The organism is Cytobacillus sp. FSL W7-1323 (assembly GCF_038595015.1).
GTDB lineage: Bacteria > Bacillota > Bacilli > Bacillales > Cytobacillaceae > Cytobacillus > Cytobacillus kochii.
In genome coordinates, this window is the sequence record NZ_CP151998.1 from 3,683,499 (window position 1) to 3,698,260 (window position 14,762).

The 14,762-nt window shown below is 37.3% G+C and carries 15 protein-coding genes; all 15 read right to left on the reverse strand.

The window, feature by feature from the left end:
- Positions 1-23 precede the first annotated feature (23 nt).
- The 15 genes from MKX67_RS18670 to MKX67_RS18740 are packed head-to-tail and all read right to left on the reverse strand — an operon-like array spanning position 24 to position 14,760.
- Positions 24-1,211, reverse strand: coding sequence for a glycoside hydrolase family 88 protein (locus MKX67_RS18670; protein ID WP_322910396.1), 1,188 nt, complete (start codon positions 1,209-1,211; stop codon positions 24-26).
- Positions 1,212-1,222: 11 nt separating this feature from the next.
- On the reverse strand, positions 1,223-2,410 hold the full coding sequence (locus MKX67_RS18675) for a glycosyltransferase (protein WP_095372111.1): 1,188 nt from the start codon (positions 2,408-2,410) through the stop codon (positions 1,223-1,225).
- A gap of 12 nt (positions 2,411-2,422) precedes the next feature.
- Positions 2,423-3,601: a glycosyltransferase gene (locus MKX67_RS18680; RefSeq protein WP_095372110.1), complete on the reverse strand. Its 1,179-nt coding sequence runs from the start codon at positions 3,599-3,601 to the stop codon at positions 2,423-2,425.
- Positions 3,601-4,761, reverse strand: coding sequence for a polysaccharide pyruvyl transferase family protein (locus MKX67_RS18685; protein ID WP_095372109.1), 1,161 nt, complete (start codon positions 4,759-4,761; stop codon positions 3,601-3,603). Before MKX67_RS18685 ends, MKX67_RS18680 begins: the two co-directional genes overlap by 1 nt.
- The gene (locus MKX67_RS18690) at positions 4,758-5,807 is read right to left on the reverse strand and encodes a glycosyltransferase family 2 protein (protein WP_342488580.1); all 1,050 of its coding nucleotides are present in this window, start codon (positions 5,805-5,807) and stop codon (positions 4,758-4,760) included. Before MKX67_RS18690 ends, MKX67_RS18685 begins: the two co-directional genes overlap by 4 nt.
- Before the next feature lie 18 nt (positions 5,808-5,825).
- Complete coding sequence (locus tag MKX67_RS18695; protein ID WP_328197434.1) at positions 5,826-7,019, reverse strand: glycosyltransferase; 1,194 nt, start codon at positions 7,017-7,019, stop codon at positions 5,826-5,828.
- The gene (locus tag MKX67_RS18700; protein ID WP_342489292.1) at positions 7,016-7,753 is read right to left on the reverse strand and encodes a glycosyltransferase; all 738 of its coding nucleotides are present in this window, start codon (positions 7,751-7,753) and stop codon (positions 7,016-7,018) included. Before MKX67_RS18700 ends, MKX67_RS18695 begins: the two co-directional genes overlap by 4 nt.
- Positions 7,754-7,788: 35 nt before the next feature.
- Positions 7,789-8,103 carry a helix-turn-helix transcriptional regulator gene (locus MKX67_RS18705; RefSeq protein WP_095372106.1) on the reverse strand — a complete coding sequence of 105 codons (315 nt, stop codon included), beginning with the start codon at positions 8,101-8,103 and terminating at the stop codon, positions 7,789-7,791.
- A gap of 10 nt (positions 8,104-8,113) precedes the next feature.
- Positions 8,114-9,295, reverse strand: a complete 1,182-nt coding sequence (locus MKX67_RS18710; protein ID WP_322910400.1) for an aminotransferase class I/II-fold pyridoxal phosphate-dependent enzyme — start codon at positions 9,293-9,295, stop codon at positions 8,114-8,116.
- Complete coding sequence (locus MKX67_RS18715) at positions 9,282-9,929, reverse strand: acetyltransferase (RefSeq protein WP_322910401.1); 648 nt, start codon at positions 9,927-9,929, stop codon at positions 9,282-9,284. Before MKX67_RS18715 ends, MKX67_RS18710 begins: the two co-directional genes overlap by 14 nt.
- A gap of 5 nt (positions 9,930-9,934) precedes the next feature.
- On the reverse strand, positions 9,935-10,537 hold the full coding sequence (locus MKX67_RS18720) for a sugar transferase (RefSeq protein WP_322910402.1): 603 nt from the start codon (positions 10,535-10,537) through the stop codon (positions 9,935-9,937).
- Between the two features lie 35 nt (positions 10,538-10,572).
- Positions 10,573-11,631: a UDP-glucose 4-epimerase GalE gene (gene galE, locus MKX67_RS18725; protein WP_322910403.1), complete on the reverse strand. Its 1,059-nt coding sequence runs from the start codon at positions 11,629-11,631 to the stop codon at positions 10,573-10,575.
- 21 nt (positions 11,632-11,652) lie between these two features.
- Positions 11,653-12,723 (reverse strand): EpsG family protein, encoded by a 1,071-nt coding sequence (locus MKX67_RS18730; RefSeq protein WP_095372102.1) that lies wholly within the window; start codon positions 12,721-12,723, stop codon positions 11,653-11,655.
- Positions 12,724-12,725: 2 nt separating this feature from the next.
- On the reverse strand, positions 12,726-13,634 hold the full coding sequence (locus MKX67_RS18735; RefSeq protein WP_095372101.1) for a glycosyltransferase family A protein: 909 nt from the start codon (positions 13,632-13,634) through the stop codon (positions 12,726-12,728).
- A 1-nt stretch (position 13,635) separates the two neighbouring features.
- A complete protein-coding gene (locus MKX67_RS18740; RefSeq protein WP_233435205.1) occupies positions 13,636-14,760 on the reverse strand; it encodes a glycosyltransferase family 1 protein in 1,125 nt (374 codons plus the stop codon).
- Between the last annotated feature and the right edge of the window lie 2 nt (positions 14,761-14,762).

Genomic DNA, 14,762 nt, shown 5'->3' on the forward strand with positions numbered 1-14,762 from the left:
CTCACTTTCTTTGTTCACACCCATTAGCTCACAGCTTGTCTATCTTTCTTTGTCTCCTGATATCTCCTTTTCTCTGCCAATAACCTTAGCGACATCCCTTGCGTAAACGGCAGGATATCAAACAATTGGGAATAAACGCCAATATCCTTTGTGTCTCCTTGTGAGAAGTCAATCGCTCCCGTCCTTCTCGTTACCTTCATCAAATAATGAATAGCTTTATCTCTACCTTGGCAACACTGATCCGCAATCTCCTCGATATAAGCAGCATGAGCTAAGAAATATCCTAATGTCGCCGTTGTCGAAGAGTCCGCTCTCGCTTCTTTTCTAGTCATTAACCAACTCCAGGAACCAGAGTCTTGCTGTAGACTCAAAATGACTTTTGCCAATTGTGTTATCCTTAACTCTAATTCATGTTTATAATGATGATGATTCGGTAACTCCTTCCACGAATCAATCACGCCTAGCGCTAACCATGCCATTCCTCGTCCCCATCCATATAGTCCAGTCCCCACCTTTGATTTTATATGATAAGCATGAGCGGGTACTGCCATCTGACTACTCATCCCATAAGTAAAAAAGGATTCTATTTGATGAATCGCAAGGTCAATGCATTCCGGCTTATTATTTTTCACACCGTAAGTAATCAGAAAAGGGCAAATAAAACCAATCGTATCGACGTACCGATAGTCTACCATTGACTTTCTATACATGACGGTTCCATCCTTCCCAATATGTGCTTGAATCACTTGCCACATTTCATCCATTGCTTGCTGATAACACTCACCATTTAACCGATTATTTTTAAGGATTGCATAAGCTAAGATTGCACCATCTATCTGTTGTGGACATGTTTTCCATTCACCAGAGGGAGTGATTTTCTTATTGATAAAACGATCGACTTCTGAAATAAACTGGGGTGATGGTAATGCCATTAACAAAGCTGCCTCTTGCCAATATTGGATCTCGCCTCTTGTATATTGTCCTTTGATGATATCTAAAGCCACCCAACGCCTTTGGTCGGTTAAAGGTACTTTCGGTGTTCGCTTTAACCAACGAGCGACTGTAGTGATGATAGGTTTCTCCCAATCGCGTTCATTTTCATATTTGCCAAAATGAATCCGTGAAAACCAAGTTTTAAATATAAGAAATAAATCCAAACCGATTGCTCCAACCAAAATCAGTATGAAAAAGGCTAACGGCCATATAATCATTAAAGATTCGCCTACCCTACTTTTATATATTGGTAAAAACGCTTGATTTCGTCTTCTGTTCCAAGTTTCTCTTTCCCTAGTCCCTCCATTAACTGATGCTGTAAAGATTCATCTGCAAATAATTGTACAATCGTTTCTGCAAGTGATTCTGCTGTCATATTTGCGATTAGCCCCGTCTGTCCATGATTAATTTGATCGCCTGCTGTGCTATAGTTTGTGACAATCACTGGCTTGTACAATATTTTGGCTTCCTCAACAGCAACTGACTTTCCTTCAAAGCGCGAAGGCTGAATATATATATCTGCCCACCGAATATATGGATAAGGATTCTCCTTTATTCCGATAAATCTCACTTCTTCTTCTAATTGATACTTTGTAGATAACTGGATTAAATTCTCCCTTTCGCTACCTTCTCCTAAGATGAGCCATTTAAAGGGTACACCTTTTTTCTTCAGTAACGCAGCTGTCTCTAAAGCTAAGTCAAAACCTTTTTGTCGATGTAATCGTCCAATAGATAAAAGCTTCAATCCTGGAAATGGTAAAGGCATCTCATTCATAGACAACGTTTGAATAGTCGATTTAGATAAGATATTTTGTATGACTTTTATTTTCTGTTGATATTCTGGAAATTGTTGACGTAATACTTCGGCACAGGAATCTGACACTGTCATAATACCGTCCAACTGCTGAAAGTATGGAGAGTCCAACGTTTTATCCATGCCCATTTGTTTATAATCATTATGGATAAACCCTATTTTCCTCTTTGCTTTTACTTTTTCTAGACAAAAATAAATAGGATTCTTTTCTAAGAATCCTATGGCAACATCATATTCTTTTTTTACACTAGATAAGCATGGGGATATATATTTCCACACTTTTTGTTCACAAACAGCTCCATTATTTTCCGTTCTAAAAATACGGGCTGCCCTTATACGAGAAATGGCGAGATCAAACCTTCGAGATGAAATAGCTTTTAACACATTATCGATGACTCTGCCATCAAAGTAACGAAATTCCTCTTGTTCATTTAAAATGGTTACTTCATTTGGCACGATATTCAAAAATACACCTTCCTTTTTAAATAACAGCAAGTCCACCTCATATCTTTTATAGTCAATGGCATGTAATAATGAGATAAGTGCCTTTTCTGCACCGCCACATTGGAGGTTATTCATCACAAAGAGTAGTTTTGTTTTCATGCTTATACCCCTCTATACGATTTGATAAAACTTGTCTATTTCAGATTCTGTTCCATAAGAGTGCCCGCTTAAATTGACTGTTAACTGTTCTCTTAAAGCATCATCTTTCATTAATAAGCTAATTCCCTTTTCGATCCCATCCACGTTTAAATCTACGATGAGTCCCGTAACTCTATCTATAATTTGATCTTTTGCTGTCGTATAGTTTGTTACGACAATCGGTTTGTGCAGTATTTTTGCCTCGTCTATAGCAATTGCCTTACCTTCAAACCTTGATGGCTGTACATAAATATCAGCTACATCGAGCCAAGGATAGGGGTTCGCTTGTTGTCCAAGCAAAATGAAGTGTTCCTCTAGTTGATGAATTCTAATCAATCTTTCCAATTTGGTTCTTTCTTGCCCCTCGCCAATAATGTACCATTTCAGTTTCATTCCTTTTCGTACTAAACGGCTACAAGCCTCAATTGCCATATCTAGACCTTTTTGCGGATGCAAACGGCCAATGGTTAGTAACGTAAACATTTGCTTTTGTAACGGTATGGACTGACGTGACATTTCGTAAATGATTGTTGGTGACACAATGTTATGAATCACGTTTACTTTATATTTCAATGAAGGAAACTGTTCGATAAACACGCGTGCACATTCATGAGAGACTGTGACAATAGTGGACATTTCTTTAAAATAAGTATGATCGTATGTTGCATCCATACCCATTTCATTGTAATCAATATGTACCCACCCAATTTTCTGTTTCGCATTTACTTTCTCCACACAAAAATAGGTTGAAGATTTCTCTAAAAATCCGATCGCTGCATCGTACGTTTTGACTAGTTGTGGACATGCTTGTTTTAAATATTTCCAGGCATACTGTTCTTTTTGAGCTGTATTTCCTATTCTTCTATTAGCTAAAAAGTATAATAGACGGTTATACACGAGCTTCCATCTGCGTCTCTTGGCTAGAGCCCATATAGCTGAATGGACTGGTAAAGAGAAATGTTCAAAATCTACGGAGTGATTTAGCACAGACACTTGAGGAGGTAGAAACGATAGAAATACACCTTTTTTGGCAAAAAGAAAAACATCCACCTCATACTGGTCATAATCGATTTGTGATAGAAGATTGATCAAGCTTTTTTCTCCTCCACCTGCTGCTAAACTAGGGATAATAAATAATAGTTGTTTTTTCATTATCCTAGCAATTCCTTTAAAGAATGCACGGCTTCATACGAACGGTTTTGTATAATGGGGATGACTTTTAGCAATTGTTCTTTAATCTGGGCTTCTTGATCTACCATTTCACCAAAATATTGAATCAGTTTATTACTATTTGACACTTCCTCAATCGAAACTACAAATCTTTCACTATTGAATAAGTCATAGGCGATACCTCTTGACTTCACACTATAGCCTAAAACGAGGGTCGGGACAAAACTGGAATAGGCTGCAATCGTTGCATGTGTTCTTGCGCCAATGAAAAAACGCATTTTTGCAATATACCCTTTATACTGTAATGCGTTTAAATCCGCTGGTAGCAATATGACTCTTCTTGAACTTTTATATTTTTGATAGTACTCTTGTAATAAATCATAATCATTATTCCCCTTTTGCATGACATGTGGTGTGAGCGCGATGACAGATTCGGTATTTTCTAAAATATATTCAATTAAATGAGAGACAGCTTGTTTACTACCTTGATTCTTGCTAACTAAAAGTGGACTGATATTTAAGCCAATCGTATCCCCATCTTTCCAACCAATGGGCAGGTCTACTTCTTCTTTCTCTAGTGTAAATGCAGGATCACCACAAAGTGTCACATGATGAATGCCTCTCTTTTTTAACATTTGGTACGTATATGTCTCTCGAGCCAAAATTAAATCAAATGTTTTGAGATCTGCTAGCTTTCTTGCCGACATATCTTCCTCTCCGATCGAACACCCCCATAATACTAATTTTTTCCCTTTCTTTTTGACCATTTTATCAACTTCATACCAACCGGGCTGTTCACCATAACAGTAATTATCTCCGCCAATTGAAAGACAAATGTCAGCCACATCAATTTGATTAATCGTTTTTTGTTGCGTTTTTTGCAAGGCGTATGTTTCGTCTTGAAAGAGTTTATTCCGAATCGCAGCTCTCCACCAATCTGTTGAATATTTCCTTATAATTGTTTCTGAACCATCAAAGATTCCATCTAGCTGTTGTATATGTTGATCTGTTTCAGGTTGATAAGATGAAAGAAAAACAGCCACATCTTCCACTTTTTCTTTGAGCATAGTTGACGTTGATCGTACAATCGCCTCACAACCGCGATTCTCACTTCCTCCATGGGCAAACATCAGTATTTTCATGAATGAACCTCCCCTTTTTTTCTATTTCGCCACCTACTATATGCAGTTGCACTATATAAACCAAGAAGCGATTGATGCTTTATACACTTCATTAAGAAGCGGTCATATCTGCCGAGCATTCTTACCTTTTCTACCGGGTAGAGTCGTAAAGCTTCTTGAACAACTGGATGATGAATCATTGTTTGTACATATTGCCTTCTTTCTTTTTTACTTAATTCATTTGTAGGTAAAATATAGATGTGAATATAAGCTAACACTTGATGAAGCAGCTTCATAGCCTTTAGTGTCTTGATTTGAGGGCTACTCATTTCAATCCGACCTGGTATACTACGCTGATAAGAGCGTAACGCATGAGAAAAGTAATCTTTTTCTTGGAGATTTCTTGTCGCACTGCCTGCTACTTCACGATAATAATAACCAGGAAAATCGCTATAAATCGCTGAATTCGCACATAAAAAAAAGGACCAATTAAATTGTCCATCTTCCCCAAGCACCTCGTTTATCGGAAATTGCAGCCGAAGTTTATTCAATGTTTCTCTTCTATATAACTTGTTACACACACTATTAAAATCTTCTTTTTGTAACATGTGTGGAATGATAAACTCATGAATGTCATTTTTATGTAATTTTACCCGCCTTGGAAAGGGATAGCTAATCACTCTTTGAATGCCATTGACCTCTTCAACTAAGTGAAATATAACGACCTCACTATCGAATTGATTAGCAAGCTGATATACGTGCTGATAAGTATTTTCTGTTATTGTATCATCAGCATCTATAAATCCGATGTATTCACCTTTAGCTATTTCAACCCCCTTATTCCTCGCATAGCTGACCCCGTGGTTTTCTTGATTCAAAAGTTTAATGCGATAATCTTTTTCTTGATAAGCTTCAATGAGTTGTTGACTGTGGTCACTAGACCCGTCATTGACGAAGATAAATTCACATTGTTGTAAACTTTGCGTAAGTAAAGATTGAATACATTCTTCCAAATAATCGGCTGCGTTATAAACGGGGATGACGACACTTACTTTCGGTTGTTCCAATGGCCCTATCCCCCTTTTTCATTCACAAATAGCATGTAATTTTTCGAGCTCGGCTTCATTACTAAAGTTCGTTCGTTGACAATTCTTGCTCAACCTCTCCCTTTCCTCCGGATGTTCATATAGCTGAATAATGCTTGAAGCTAATTCTTCTGGATTGTTGCCAGCGATATAACCATCCACTCCAACACGAATTTGGCTTTTTGCTGTAGGATAATTCATAAGTAGTACTGGCTTTGCTAGTATTTGCGCTTCACTTACTGTAACGGCTTTCCCTTCATAACGAGAGGGTTGAACATAGAGGTCACATGCCTTCATAAATGGATAAGGGTTGACCTTTTTACCAAGTAATATAAACTGACTTTCTAAATTACAAGCTTGAATGAGTTGTGTCAGTTCTTTTTCATCTCCACCAAAACCAATCACATACCACACAATGTCGTGATAACCTTTTTCTTTAACTATTTTCATCGCCTGTATGGCAATATCTATTCCTTTTGCTTTTGAGAGTCTAGCAACTGTAACAATAGTAAAACGATGATCTAAGAGAATAGGATTTTCGACTATTTCCTCAGACAATTCTTGTATAAATGTCGGCGATATCAGATTTTCCATCACCATCACCTTATTGGCTAACTGTGGATAAACGGTAAGAAATGCTTCTCTACAAGCATCAGAAACTGCGATAATATGATCAAATAACCGCCAAACTTTTTCATCTTCATTCGTATCAATATGAAGAGAGGAAAAGTCAGTATGAATCCAAGCAATCTTCTTTTTAGCCTTTACTTTATAGGCTACAAAATGGTGGGGCCATAAATAACTAATAGCCACATCGTAAGTTTTATCCATTGTAGGAAGGAAGGGTGATGAATATTTACCGATTTGCTGCATCTGATAGTAACCCCACTCTTCATCACGTGCGTGCAGGCTTTTCCATTGTGTTTGCCATTTGGCTAGTAGTCTTACAGAAGCCAATAGCATATGCTTCTTTTGGATTGTTTCAATAATGGACTGACGAAATGTAGCCATACTTGAAAACTCTTGCAACAAATGCACTTGTTTAGGAAGCAGATGAAAAAAATCGCCTTGATGACGATATAATAATAGATCCACCTCATACTTTTCGTAGTTAAGTTGTTTCAATAATTGTAATAAACTTCTTTCTACCCCACCAATTTCCATATCATATGTAGCAATGAATATTCGGCTCATGACCTCACTCCCGAAAACTTCTTACGTAAATTAGCTAATTTTTCTCCGCCAATCAATTTGACTATATTCCTTTTCACGATTCGTTTAACTAATACATGAGGAGGCAACCAACTCTGATAAAAATGATGCTTCGTTACTGTTTCATCTGATTGCAGGTCGCGACAATTAATATAATCATATGGGGAGAAAATTGTTTGCTCGAATATTACTCCCATTTCTTCTATCACTTGCTTTTGTCCGTTACATATAACCCCTTTTTTCTTCATTTCTTCTGTTATGGCGGCAACATTTGTCCATTCGTTAAAAGTCCCGTCATCATTGATAAAATGATTAGATTGATAGGATTCTAAAAAATACTGGATAAGCGGATGCCCCTTACTGGCACCAATCGTGCTTGTTGCAATATAATTGCCTTCTTCAAATCCCCAAAAGGATGGATAATGAAGGAAACGATCAAAAGATTGATAAACCTCGACATCTGTATCAAGATAAACCCCACCTTCTGTATACAAAGCATACATTCTAAAATAATCACTCACAAAAGCATATTTTTTCGCTTGATACGCTTCGTGTACATAAGCATTACATGTTACATCAACATTGCTTTCATCCCATTGTTTTAGCTCATAATGAGGGAGATGTTCTTCCCAGGACCTTATACACTGTTTCATTAACTCTGGCTTTTCCCCGCCACCAAACCAACAATAATGAATAATTCTTGGTATCTTCTCCATCATTCCAGCGCTCTCTTCCTTTTCTTAAAACTGAGTTATTTATTCTTTACTTCATAAATTCTTTGTTTAACTGTCTCCATCTGATCTTTTTCAATACCTAACTCTCGCATTTCCTTAATAAGTATTTGCCATTGTCTATTTTGCTCCGTGATATAAACGCCTCTGATGACTTCTTCTATTTCAACACCGAGTACGAAAATAATTTTTTCAATGACTTGAATAGAAGGATTTTGATGGACCTCCCTTTCAATATTACTAAGATATGACTTCGCTACGCCCGCTCGTTCGGCTAGTTCTGTTAATGTTAATCCTTTTTGTTTACGTAGTTTTGCAATATTCTTTCCAATCATTCTCTGCCACCTATCCTAATAAATATGGATGCAGATGAAGATTTGAGGTAATGGTTGTTTGAATACAATGTATCACTCTGTTTTGTTGCTCAATTGTCAAATCAGATCCTGAAGGTAAACAAATTCCTTTTTCGAATATCATTTCAGAGATAGATTCGTGCTCGACATCATGTGGATAAAAACTATAACCTTGAAATAACGGTTGTAGATGTAATGGTTTCCATACTGGACGAGCCTCTATATTCTCATTCCTAAGAGCGAAAATTAGCTCCTCGACAGTTACACCAATTGTCTCACTATCAATCAATATAGTAGTTAGCCATCTATTGGAATAGGTTCCCGGAAGCTCAGGTAAAAATGAAATGCCTTCCAATCCTTGAAGCCCTTCTTCATAACGCTGAAAAATTTTCCGACGTGCATTTATTCTCTTTTCCAGATAGGTCAATTGGGCTCTACCAATACCGGCAGCGATATTACTCATACGATAATTAAACCCGATTTGGCTATGCTGGTAATGTAGTGCTATATCTTTTGCCTGTGTGGCTAAAAACGAAGCATACTCCACACCTTCTTTATGATTGGAAACGAGCATCCCCCCTCCAGAAGTAGTAATGATTTTATTACCATTAAATGAGTAAATACCATAACTGCCGATTGTGCCGGTTGGCTTCTCCTTGTATGTAGAACCGAGAGATTCAGCAGCATCTTCAATTAAAGGCACACCATAACGTTGACAAATCATTAGCAATTCATCCATTTTGGCAGGTTGCCCATATAAATGAACGACAATTACCGCTTTTGGTAAATTTCCATTTGCACTCGCTTCCTTTAGAGCTCTTTCTAACGCATCAGGAGACATATTCCAAGTTTCGGGTTCTGAATCAATGAATACCGGTTTTGCCCCAATATAAAGAATAGGATTAGCCGTAGCTACAAATGTAAATGTAGAACAAAAAACGGTGTCTAGAGAGCTAATACCAAGTGCTAATAATGAGAGGTGAATGGCAGCAGTACCCGAGTTCACCGCTAAGCAAGATTGGACATTCACAAGTGTTGACATTTCTTGTTCGAACAAATCGATATGAGGACCGACGGGTGCCACCCAATTATCCGTAAATGCGGATTGTACATAATGAATTTCTTCACCAGTCAAATGGGGAGGCGATAAATAAATACGCTCAGTCAATGTCATCACTCCATTTCAATATTTTCTTTGCTTGTGCGGGTAATCCCACTGCCATTACTCGCTCTGGTATTGAATGAATCACTGTCGAACCTGCCCCTATGACAGACCATTTTCCTAATGTTACTTGTGGAATGACAACAGAAGCAGAACCGAGATGCACCCCCTCTTCAACTTTTACTGATCCAGTTAAAGTTGAACGCGGGGAGATGTGCACATAATCACCAATTTCATTATCATGTTCAATCACTGCTCCTGTATTAATGATTGTATGATGACCAATCACCGCATCCGCATTAATAACCGTCTGCGGCATGATGACGGTTCCTTTACCAATTATTGCGCTCGGACTAATACAAGCAGAAGGATGGATACAAGTGGTGTAGTATTCTATTGGTAAAGCTAGCCTTTCGAACATTTGCTTGCGGATTTTATTATTGCCTATAGAGATAACAAACCGCATATTAGGGTTGATTTTTAGGACATCATGCACATAATCAATCGGTGCTAAAAACGCATTCCCTTTCATTTTTAATGAGCGATGCTTATCATCAAAAATACCAACCACTTTATTTTTTTGCATTGTAATAATGTCAAAGATTACTTTGCTATGCCCGCCATAACCAATTAATGCAATATCCATTTATGTCACTCTTTCATTTTTATTTGGCTTCCCTTAAACACTTCAGTTGTGGCAGCACCTGGCTGATTAATTCCTTCTGAACGGATGACCTTACTAATCGTAAGAAAAAGAATTTTTAAGTCTAGTAAAAAATGTTGATGATCGACATACCATACATCCATTTTTAATTTTTCTTCCCAACTAATCGCATTGCGGCCATTTACTTGTGCCCAGCCTGTGATTCCAGGTTTGACACAATGTCTTCTTGCTTGTTCTGGTGAATATAATGGTAAATAATCTATTAGTAACGGACGAGGTCCAACCAAACTCATTTCACCTTTTAAGACATTAAGCAGTTGTGGTAATTCATCCAAACTATATTTTCTTAACTTATTACCGATTTTGGTCAATCTTTTCTCATCTGGTAACAGATGACCTTGCTCATTTGTTTCATCAGTCATTGTACAAAATTTATATAAGCGAAAGGATGATCCATTAAGTCCAGGTCTTTCTTGTCTGAAAAAAATGGACGATCCGTTGATAAGCAAAACGGTAGATATAATTGCCATTACAGGTGCAAATAAAAGAAGCAGTAAACATGCGCTAATAAAATCAAATAATCTTTTCATTTCCTTCCTCTTCTTATACGGGTTCCGACATCTTATTAAGAAAAAGAAAAAGCCCCACTTTGCATTAAGTGCGGATTTTTCTTATCACTATATCCAGTGGGGTTATTTTTCTGCCAACGCCAGGCGTCTATACACATTTCCTCTAATCCTCTTTGAGCCTTCCAACCTAACCCCGTCGCAGCAGCTGTTGGATCAGCATAACTAATAGGGATATCACCCATACGGGCATCCGTAATGATATACGGTATATTCACATGATTTACTCTCTCAAAAGTTTGGACAATTTCTAAAACACTATAGCCTTTCCCTGTACCTAAATTATAAAAATTAAAACCGGTTACCTTTTTTAATTGTTCTAGTGCACAGATATGTCCCTCAGCTAAATCCATTACATGGATATAATCTCTTACTCCTGTACCATCTTTAGTAGAAAAGCCATCGCCGAATATTTGTAATACCGGTCGTTTACCAATAGCTACTTGGGTAATATAAGGCATGAGGTTATTAGGGATACCTCGTGGATCTTCGCCTAAATTTCCACTTGGATGGGCACCGATTGGATTAAAATAACGTAAGCATGTAATCGCCCAATCATTATCGGATGCATAAATATCTCTCAACATATCTTCGATTATTAGTTTTGTTCTGCCATATGGATTAGTTGCCGATAGATGAGCATTCTCCGCAATCGGTACCTGCTTTGGTCTACCATAAACAGTCGCTGAAGAGCTAAACACCAGTTTTTTTACGTTAAACTGTTTCATTACTTGCAATAAGTAAATCGTGGAAATGAGATTATTATCATAATAGGAAAGTGGATTAACAACTGATTCTCCAACTGCTTTATACCCTGCAAAATGAATCACTGCCTCGATTTCATTATCAGCAAAGACAGAATGAACTGCGTCTTTATCCTTTAAATCAATCGAATAGTACTTTACCTCTTTCTTCGTCATATGCTCAATCCGCTGCACCACTTTTTGATTACTGTTGGAAAAGTCATCAAGAATAATGACATCCATACCACGGTTTAATAAAGAGACACATGTGTGACTGCCAATATACCCTGCTCCACCGGTGACGAGAACACTCATTTTTTTCCCCTCTTTCTCTCGTTATCCTAACCAATCACTTTGGTACTGAATATTTAAACTAATGACTGTTTCATAAAAATAATAGAAAAAATATAGCACAAGGATACAATAATAAATAAAGCGTTGATCCTTTGGTTGAAATAATTTGACTATCCAAGCAACAAGAATCAATTGATAAAGACTAAAATAGATAGAAAATCGCGCAAAAATCCAGTTTTGTGTAGAAATAATCATAAATACTAAACCAACTAGTGCCATATTCACAATAAAATCACTTTTAGGAAAGATAGTCCTTAACTTCTCTCGCCCAAGATAAGCGATGAATAAAGGGGTTGCTTCCACAGCCACGCGTAAAATATTTGCTCCTCCTTCTTGGAATTCTGCATATTGCCCATATTGTGTATCTTCTATCGCTGAAAAAAGGAGTGTCGAAAACTCATTAAAGCCGACAACAATAAGAACGGCTATCAGAAGTAATATCAACGTCGCTTTCGACCAAGCCTTATAACGTACAAAAAAGTAAATAGGTAATAAAATGAGCGCACTTTGATGAATTGAAGAAGCAAGGATAACAAATAAAAAGTACACAGGCCAATTCCCATTTATAAGGAACTTTGTTGCCGCAAATACTATCGCCGCTGCTAAGCATTGGCGAATACCATTCATCGTAACTAAAAATAAACCACCAGTTATATAAATATAAATACTCAACTCAAATAATCTTGCATAGTGTGCGAGAACAAATACTATTAAACTGTTCGTCAATAACGAGACAACGAAAATTAACACTTGCGGGTCATCAGTATAAAACTTCAGAACCATTTGTAATAATCCGAAGCCAATATCCTTTCCCTCTACTATTGTTGCCCAGCTAAAATCATTGACTTCATATGCATGCATATAAAAAAAAGTATCGCCAATATTGGTTCTTGCCCCTGAAACAGCAATAAGAATGAAAGCAACACAAGTAATCATCAGTTTATTAGGATAAACAGTCTGAACTGAATCCCCTACAAGTACAGGTCTAGAAAAGTATCTAGCTATTAAAGCAACACTAAAACTTGCGAATAAACACATCCAAAAAACAGTCATGATTACTGGTCACTTCCCATGGCATTCCTCTTTCGTTGCTCATAGCGTACATAAAATGAAAGTAGATATCCAAATGGTAGCGCAACAAATGTCATTCCTTTTAAAGGTGACGCTTGAATGAAGTGTTTCTTTCGACTTAATAAACAACTAGAAACATAATGTATACATTCTCTTAATTTTTCTTTCAATGATGGAGCATGGATCATTGCTGTTTGACGAAAGAATGCAAAACCTTTCGGGTTTTTATAATATTGATTAAGCATATTTAAACTCGATCCGTCTGGTAAATATTCGACATGGCATAATACTTCATTGAGAAGTAATAACGGTTTTAACTGATCAATAAAAATATACTTATAGCTTAATGGGTAATACTTTTCTCCTGAGAAAATCGGATAAGCAGGGGTCGTTTTTGTCAATGCTGTTCGATAGACAAGCTTCTTATCACCCTTCACTTTATGAACACCATACAATTCCCCTAGAGTACAAGTAGACAAATCAGCGGGTAATTCGGTCCCTATGATATCCCCATTTTGATAGGCATCAAGCCCGACAATTCCAGCTACCTCCTCACTCCCAAATTGGTTCCAATAAGTAATGATTTTCTGTACCGCATCCACTGGCATATAATCGTCAGAATCAATGCACACATTCAATTCTGTTTCGATTAACTCATAGGCTGTATTATGTGCCCCATGCATACCTGAATTTTCCTGGTAATGGTAGCGAATAGAAATGATTCCCTCTTCTATCCACCCTTGAACCAATGACCTTGTTCCATCATTCGAACCATCATCAATGATTAACCACACAAAGGATTGACATGTTTGTTTCTTTAAACTTTCATAGCCTAAATGTAGGGTGTAAGCACGGTTATAGGTAGGGGTAAAGATTGTTAATATTGGTTTCATCTTATCTCGTCCCGCTTGCATGATGTTTAGTATCGTTATATTCGTTATAAAAGGTAGATAACCACTGACTCGTGGTCTCGATATCATAACCAGCTACTTTTAACTCCGTAGAGGTATCCTTATGTTGGTTATCTAATTGCAACAGTTTATCTGCCCATTCAGAAGCCTTTCTAGATAAGCTCACAAATGTTACCCTATTCGTCAGATTCACTTCTGCCGTTATCGTATCAGAGACAAGGCAACTGAGACCTGCAGCTTGTGCTTCAATTAAAACTACAGGTAAACCTTCAAAATGAGAAGGGAATAAAAAGACGTCCAAGGATTGCAAAAGCGAAGGAATATCTTCTCTAACACCTAAAAATTTCACTTGTTGTTCTAGCCCTAGCTTGTGAACTTTTTTCTTTATTTGTGGCATTAAGTCACCATCTCCAGCTAAAATTAAAACAGCGTCTTTTCTTTTATCAGATATAGATTGGAAAATATCTATGATGAAATCATGATTTTTCTGATAATTAAAGCGCCCAATATGACCAATTACAAAAGAATCATCCACGCCCAATTCTCTTCTTATCCGCTTTCGCTCTGGCAAATGATAAAGATATTGACTCACATTTACTGCGTTAGGTAAAACAATTACCTTGTTCTTAGATGATGATGTAAATAACCATTCCCCAGCACGTTCTGAACATGCAAAGTAATAATTAGGATATTCCTTCATGCATAATCTTGCATACTTGCGAAACGGCCATTTAAAATCTATATGTAAATCGCTCAAATGGCTATGCGCAATCCGACACGGCACTCCAGCATCATATGCTGCACGCATAACAAAACTACTGTTTTCGTTTAAATGAGCATGTACAATTCGATAATATGCGTGTTCGGCAAAAAAGGTGTCCAATTGTTTAAAGTATTTTTGGTAATTGCCTGGGCGAATGGATGGCATATGAAATATACGACCACCTAGCCTCTTAATTTCCTTGTCATAATGACCTTCTTCCTGCCGATGGACAATGAAGTCAAATTGAATGCCAACATGCCTAAGCCGACGATAATAATTCATTAACATGGTCTCTAACCCACCACGATTCATAATCGTTACCACTTGCAACACTCTTAATTCCATTA

Bases quoted from the DNA above. Each gene is read 5' to 3' on its own strand.
- MKX67_RS18670 (WP_322910396.1), bottom strand. From the start codon at position 1,211: ATGATTATATGGCCGTTAGCCTTTTTCATACTGATTTTGGTTGGAGCA.
- MKX67_RS18675 (WP_095372111.1), bottom strand. From the start codon at position 2,410: ATGAAAACAAAACTACTCTTTGTGATGAATAACCTCCAATGTGGCGGT.
- MKX67_RS18680 (WP_095372110.1), bottom strand. From the start codon at position 3,601: ATGAAAAAACAACTATTATTTATTATCCCTAGTTTAGCAGCAGGTGGA.
- MKX67_RS18685 (WP_095372109.1), bottom strand. From the start codon at position 4,761: ATGAAAATACTGATGTTTGCCCATGGAGGAAGTGAGAATCGCGGTTGT.
- MKX67_RS18695 (WP_328197434.1), bottom strand. From the start codon at position 7,019: ATGAGCCGAATATTCATTGCTACATATGATATGGAAATTGGTGGGGTA.
- MKX67_RS18700 (WP_342489292.1), bottom strand. From the start codon at position 7,753: ATGGAGAAGATACCAAGAATTATTCATTATTGTTGGTTTGGTGGCGGG.
- MKX67_RS18705 (WP_095372106.1), bottom strand. From the start codon at position 8,103: ATGATTGGAAAGAATATTGCAAAACTACGTAAACAAAAAGGATTAACA.
- MKX67_RS18710 (WP_322910400.1), bottom strand. From the start codon at position 9,295: ATGACATTGACTGAGCGTATTTATTTATCGCCTCCCCATTTGACTGGT.
- MKX67_RS18715 (WP_322910401.1), bottom strand. From the start codon at position 9,929: ATGGATATTGCATTAATTGGTTATGGCGGGCATAGCAAAGTAATCTTT.
- MKX67_RS18720 (WP_322910402.1), bottom strand. From the start codon at position 10,537: ATGAAAAGATTATTTGATTTTATTAGCGCATGTTTACTGCTTCTTTTA.
- galE (WP_322910403.1), bottom strand. From the start codon at position 11,631: ATGAGTGTTCTCGTCACCGGTGGAGCAGGGTATATTGGCAGTCACACA.
- MKX67_RS18730 (WP_095372102.1), bottom strand. From the start codon at position 12,723: ATGACTGTTTTTTGGATGTGTTTATTCGCAAGTTTTAGTGTTGCTTTA.
- MKX67_RS18735 (WP_095372101.1), bottom strand. From the start codon at position 13,634: ATGAAACCAATATTAACAATCTTTACCCCTACCTATAACCGTGCTTAC.
- MKX67_RS18740 (WP_233435205.1), bottom strand. From the start codon at position 14,760: ATGGAATTAAGAGTGTTGCAAGTGGTAACGATTATGAATCGTGGTGGG.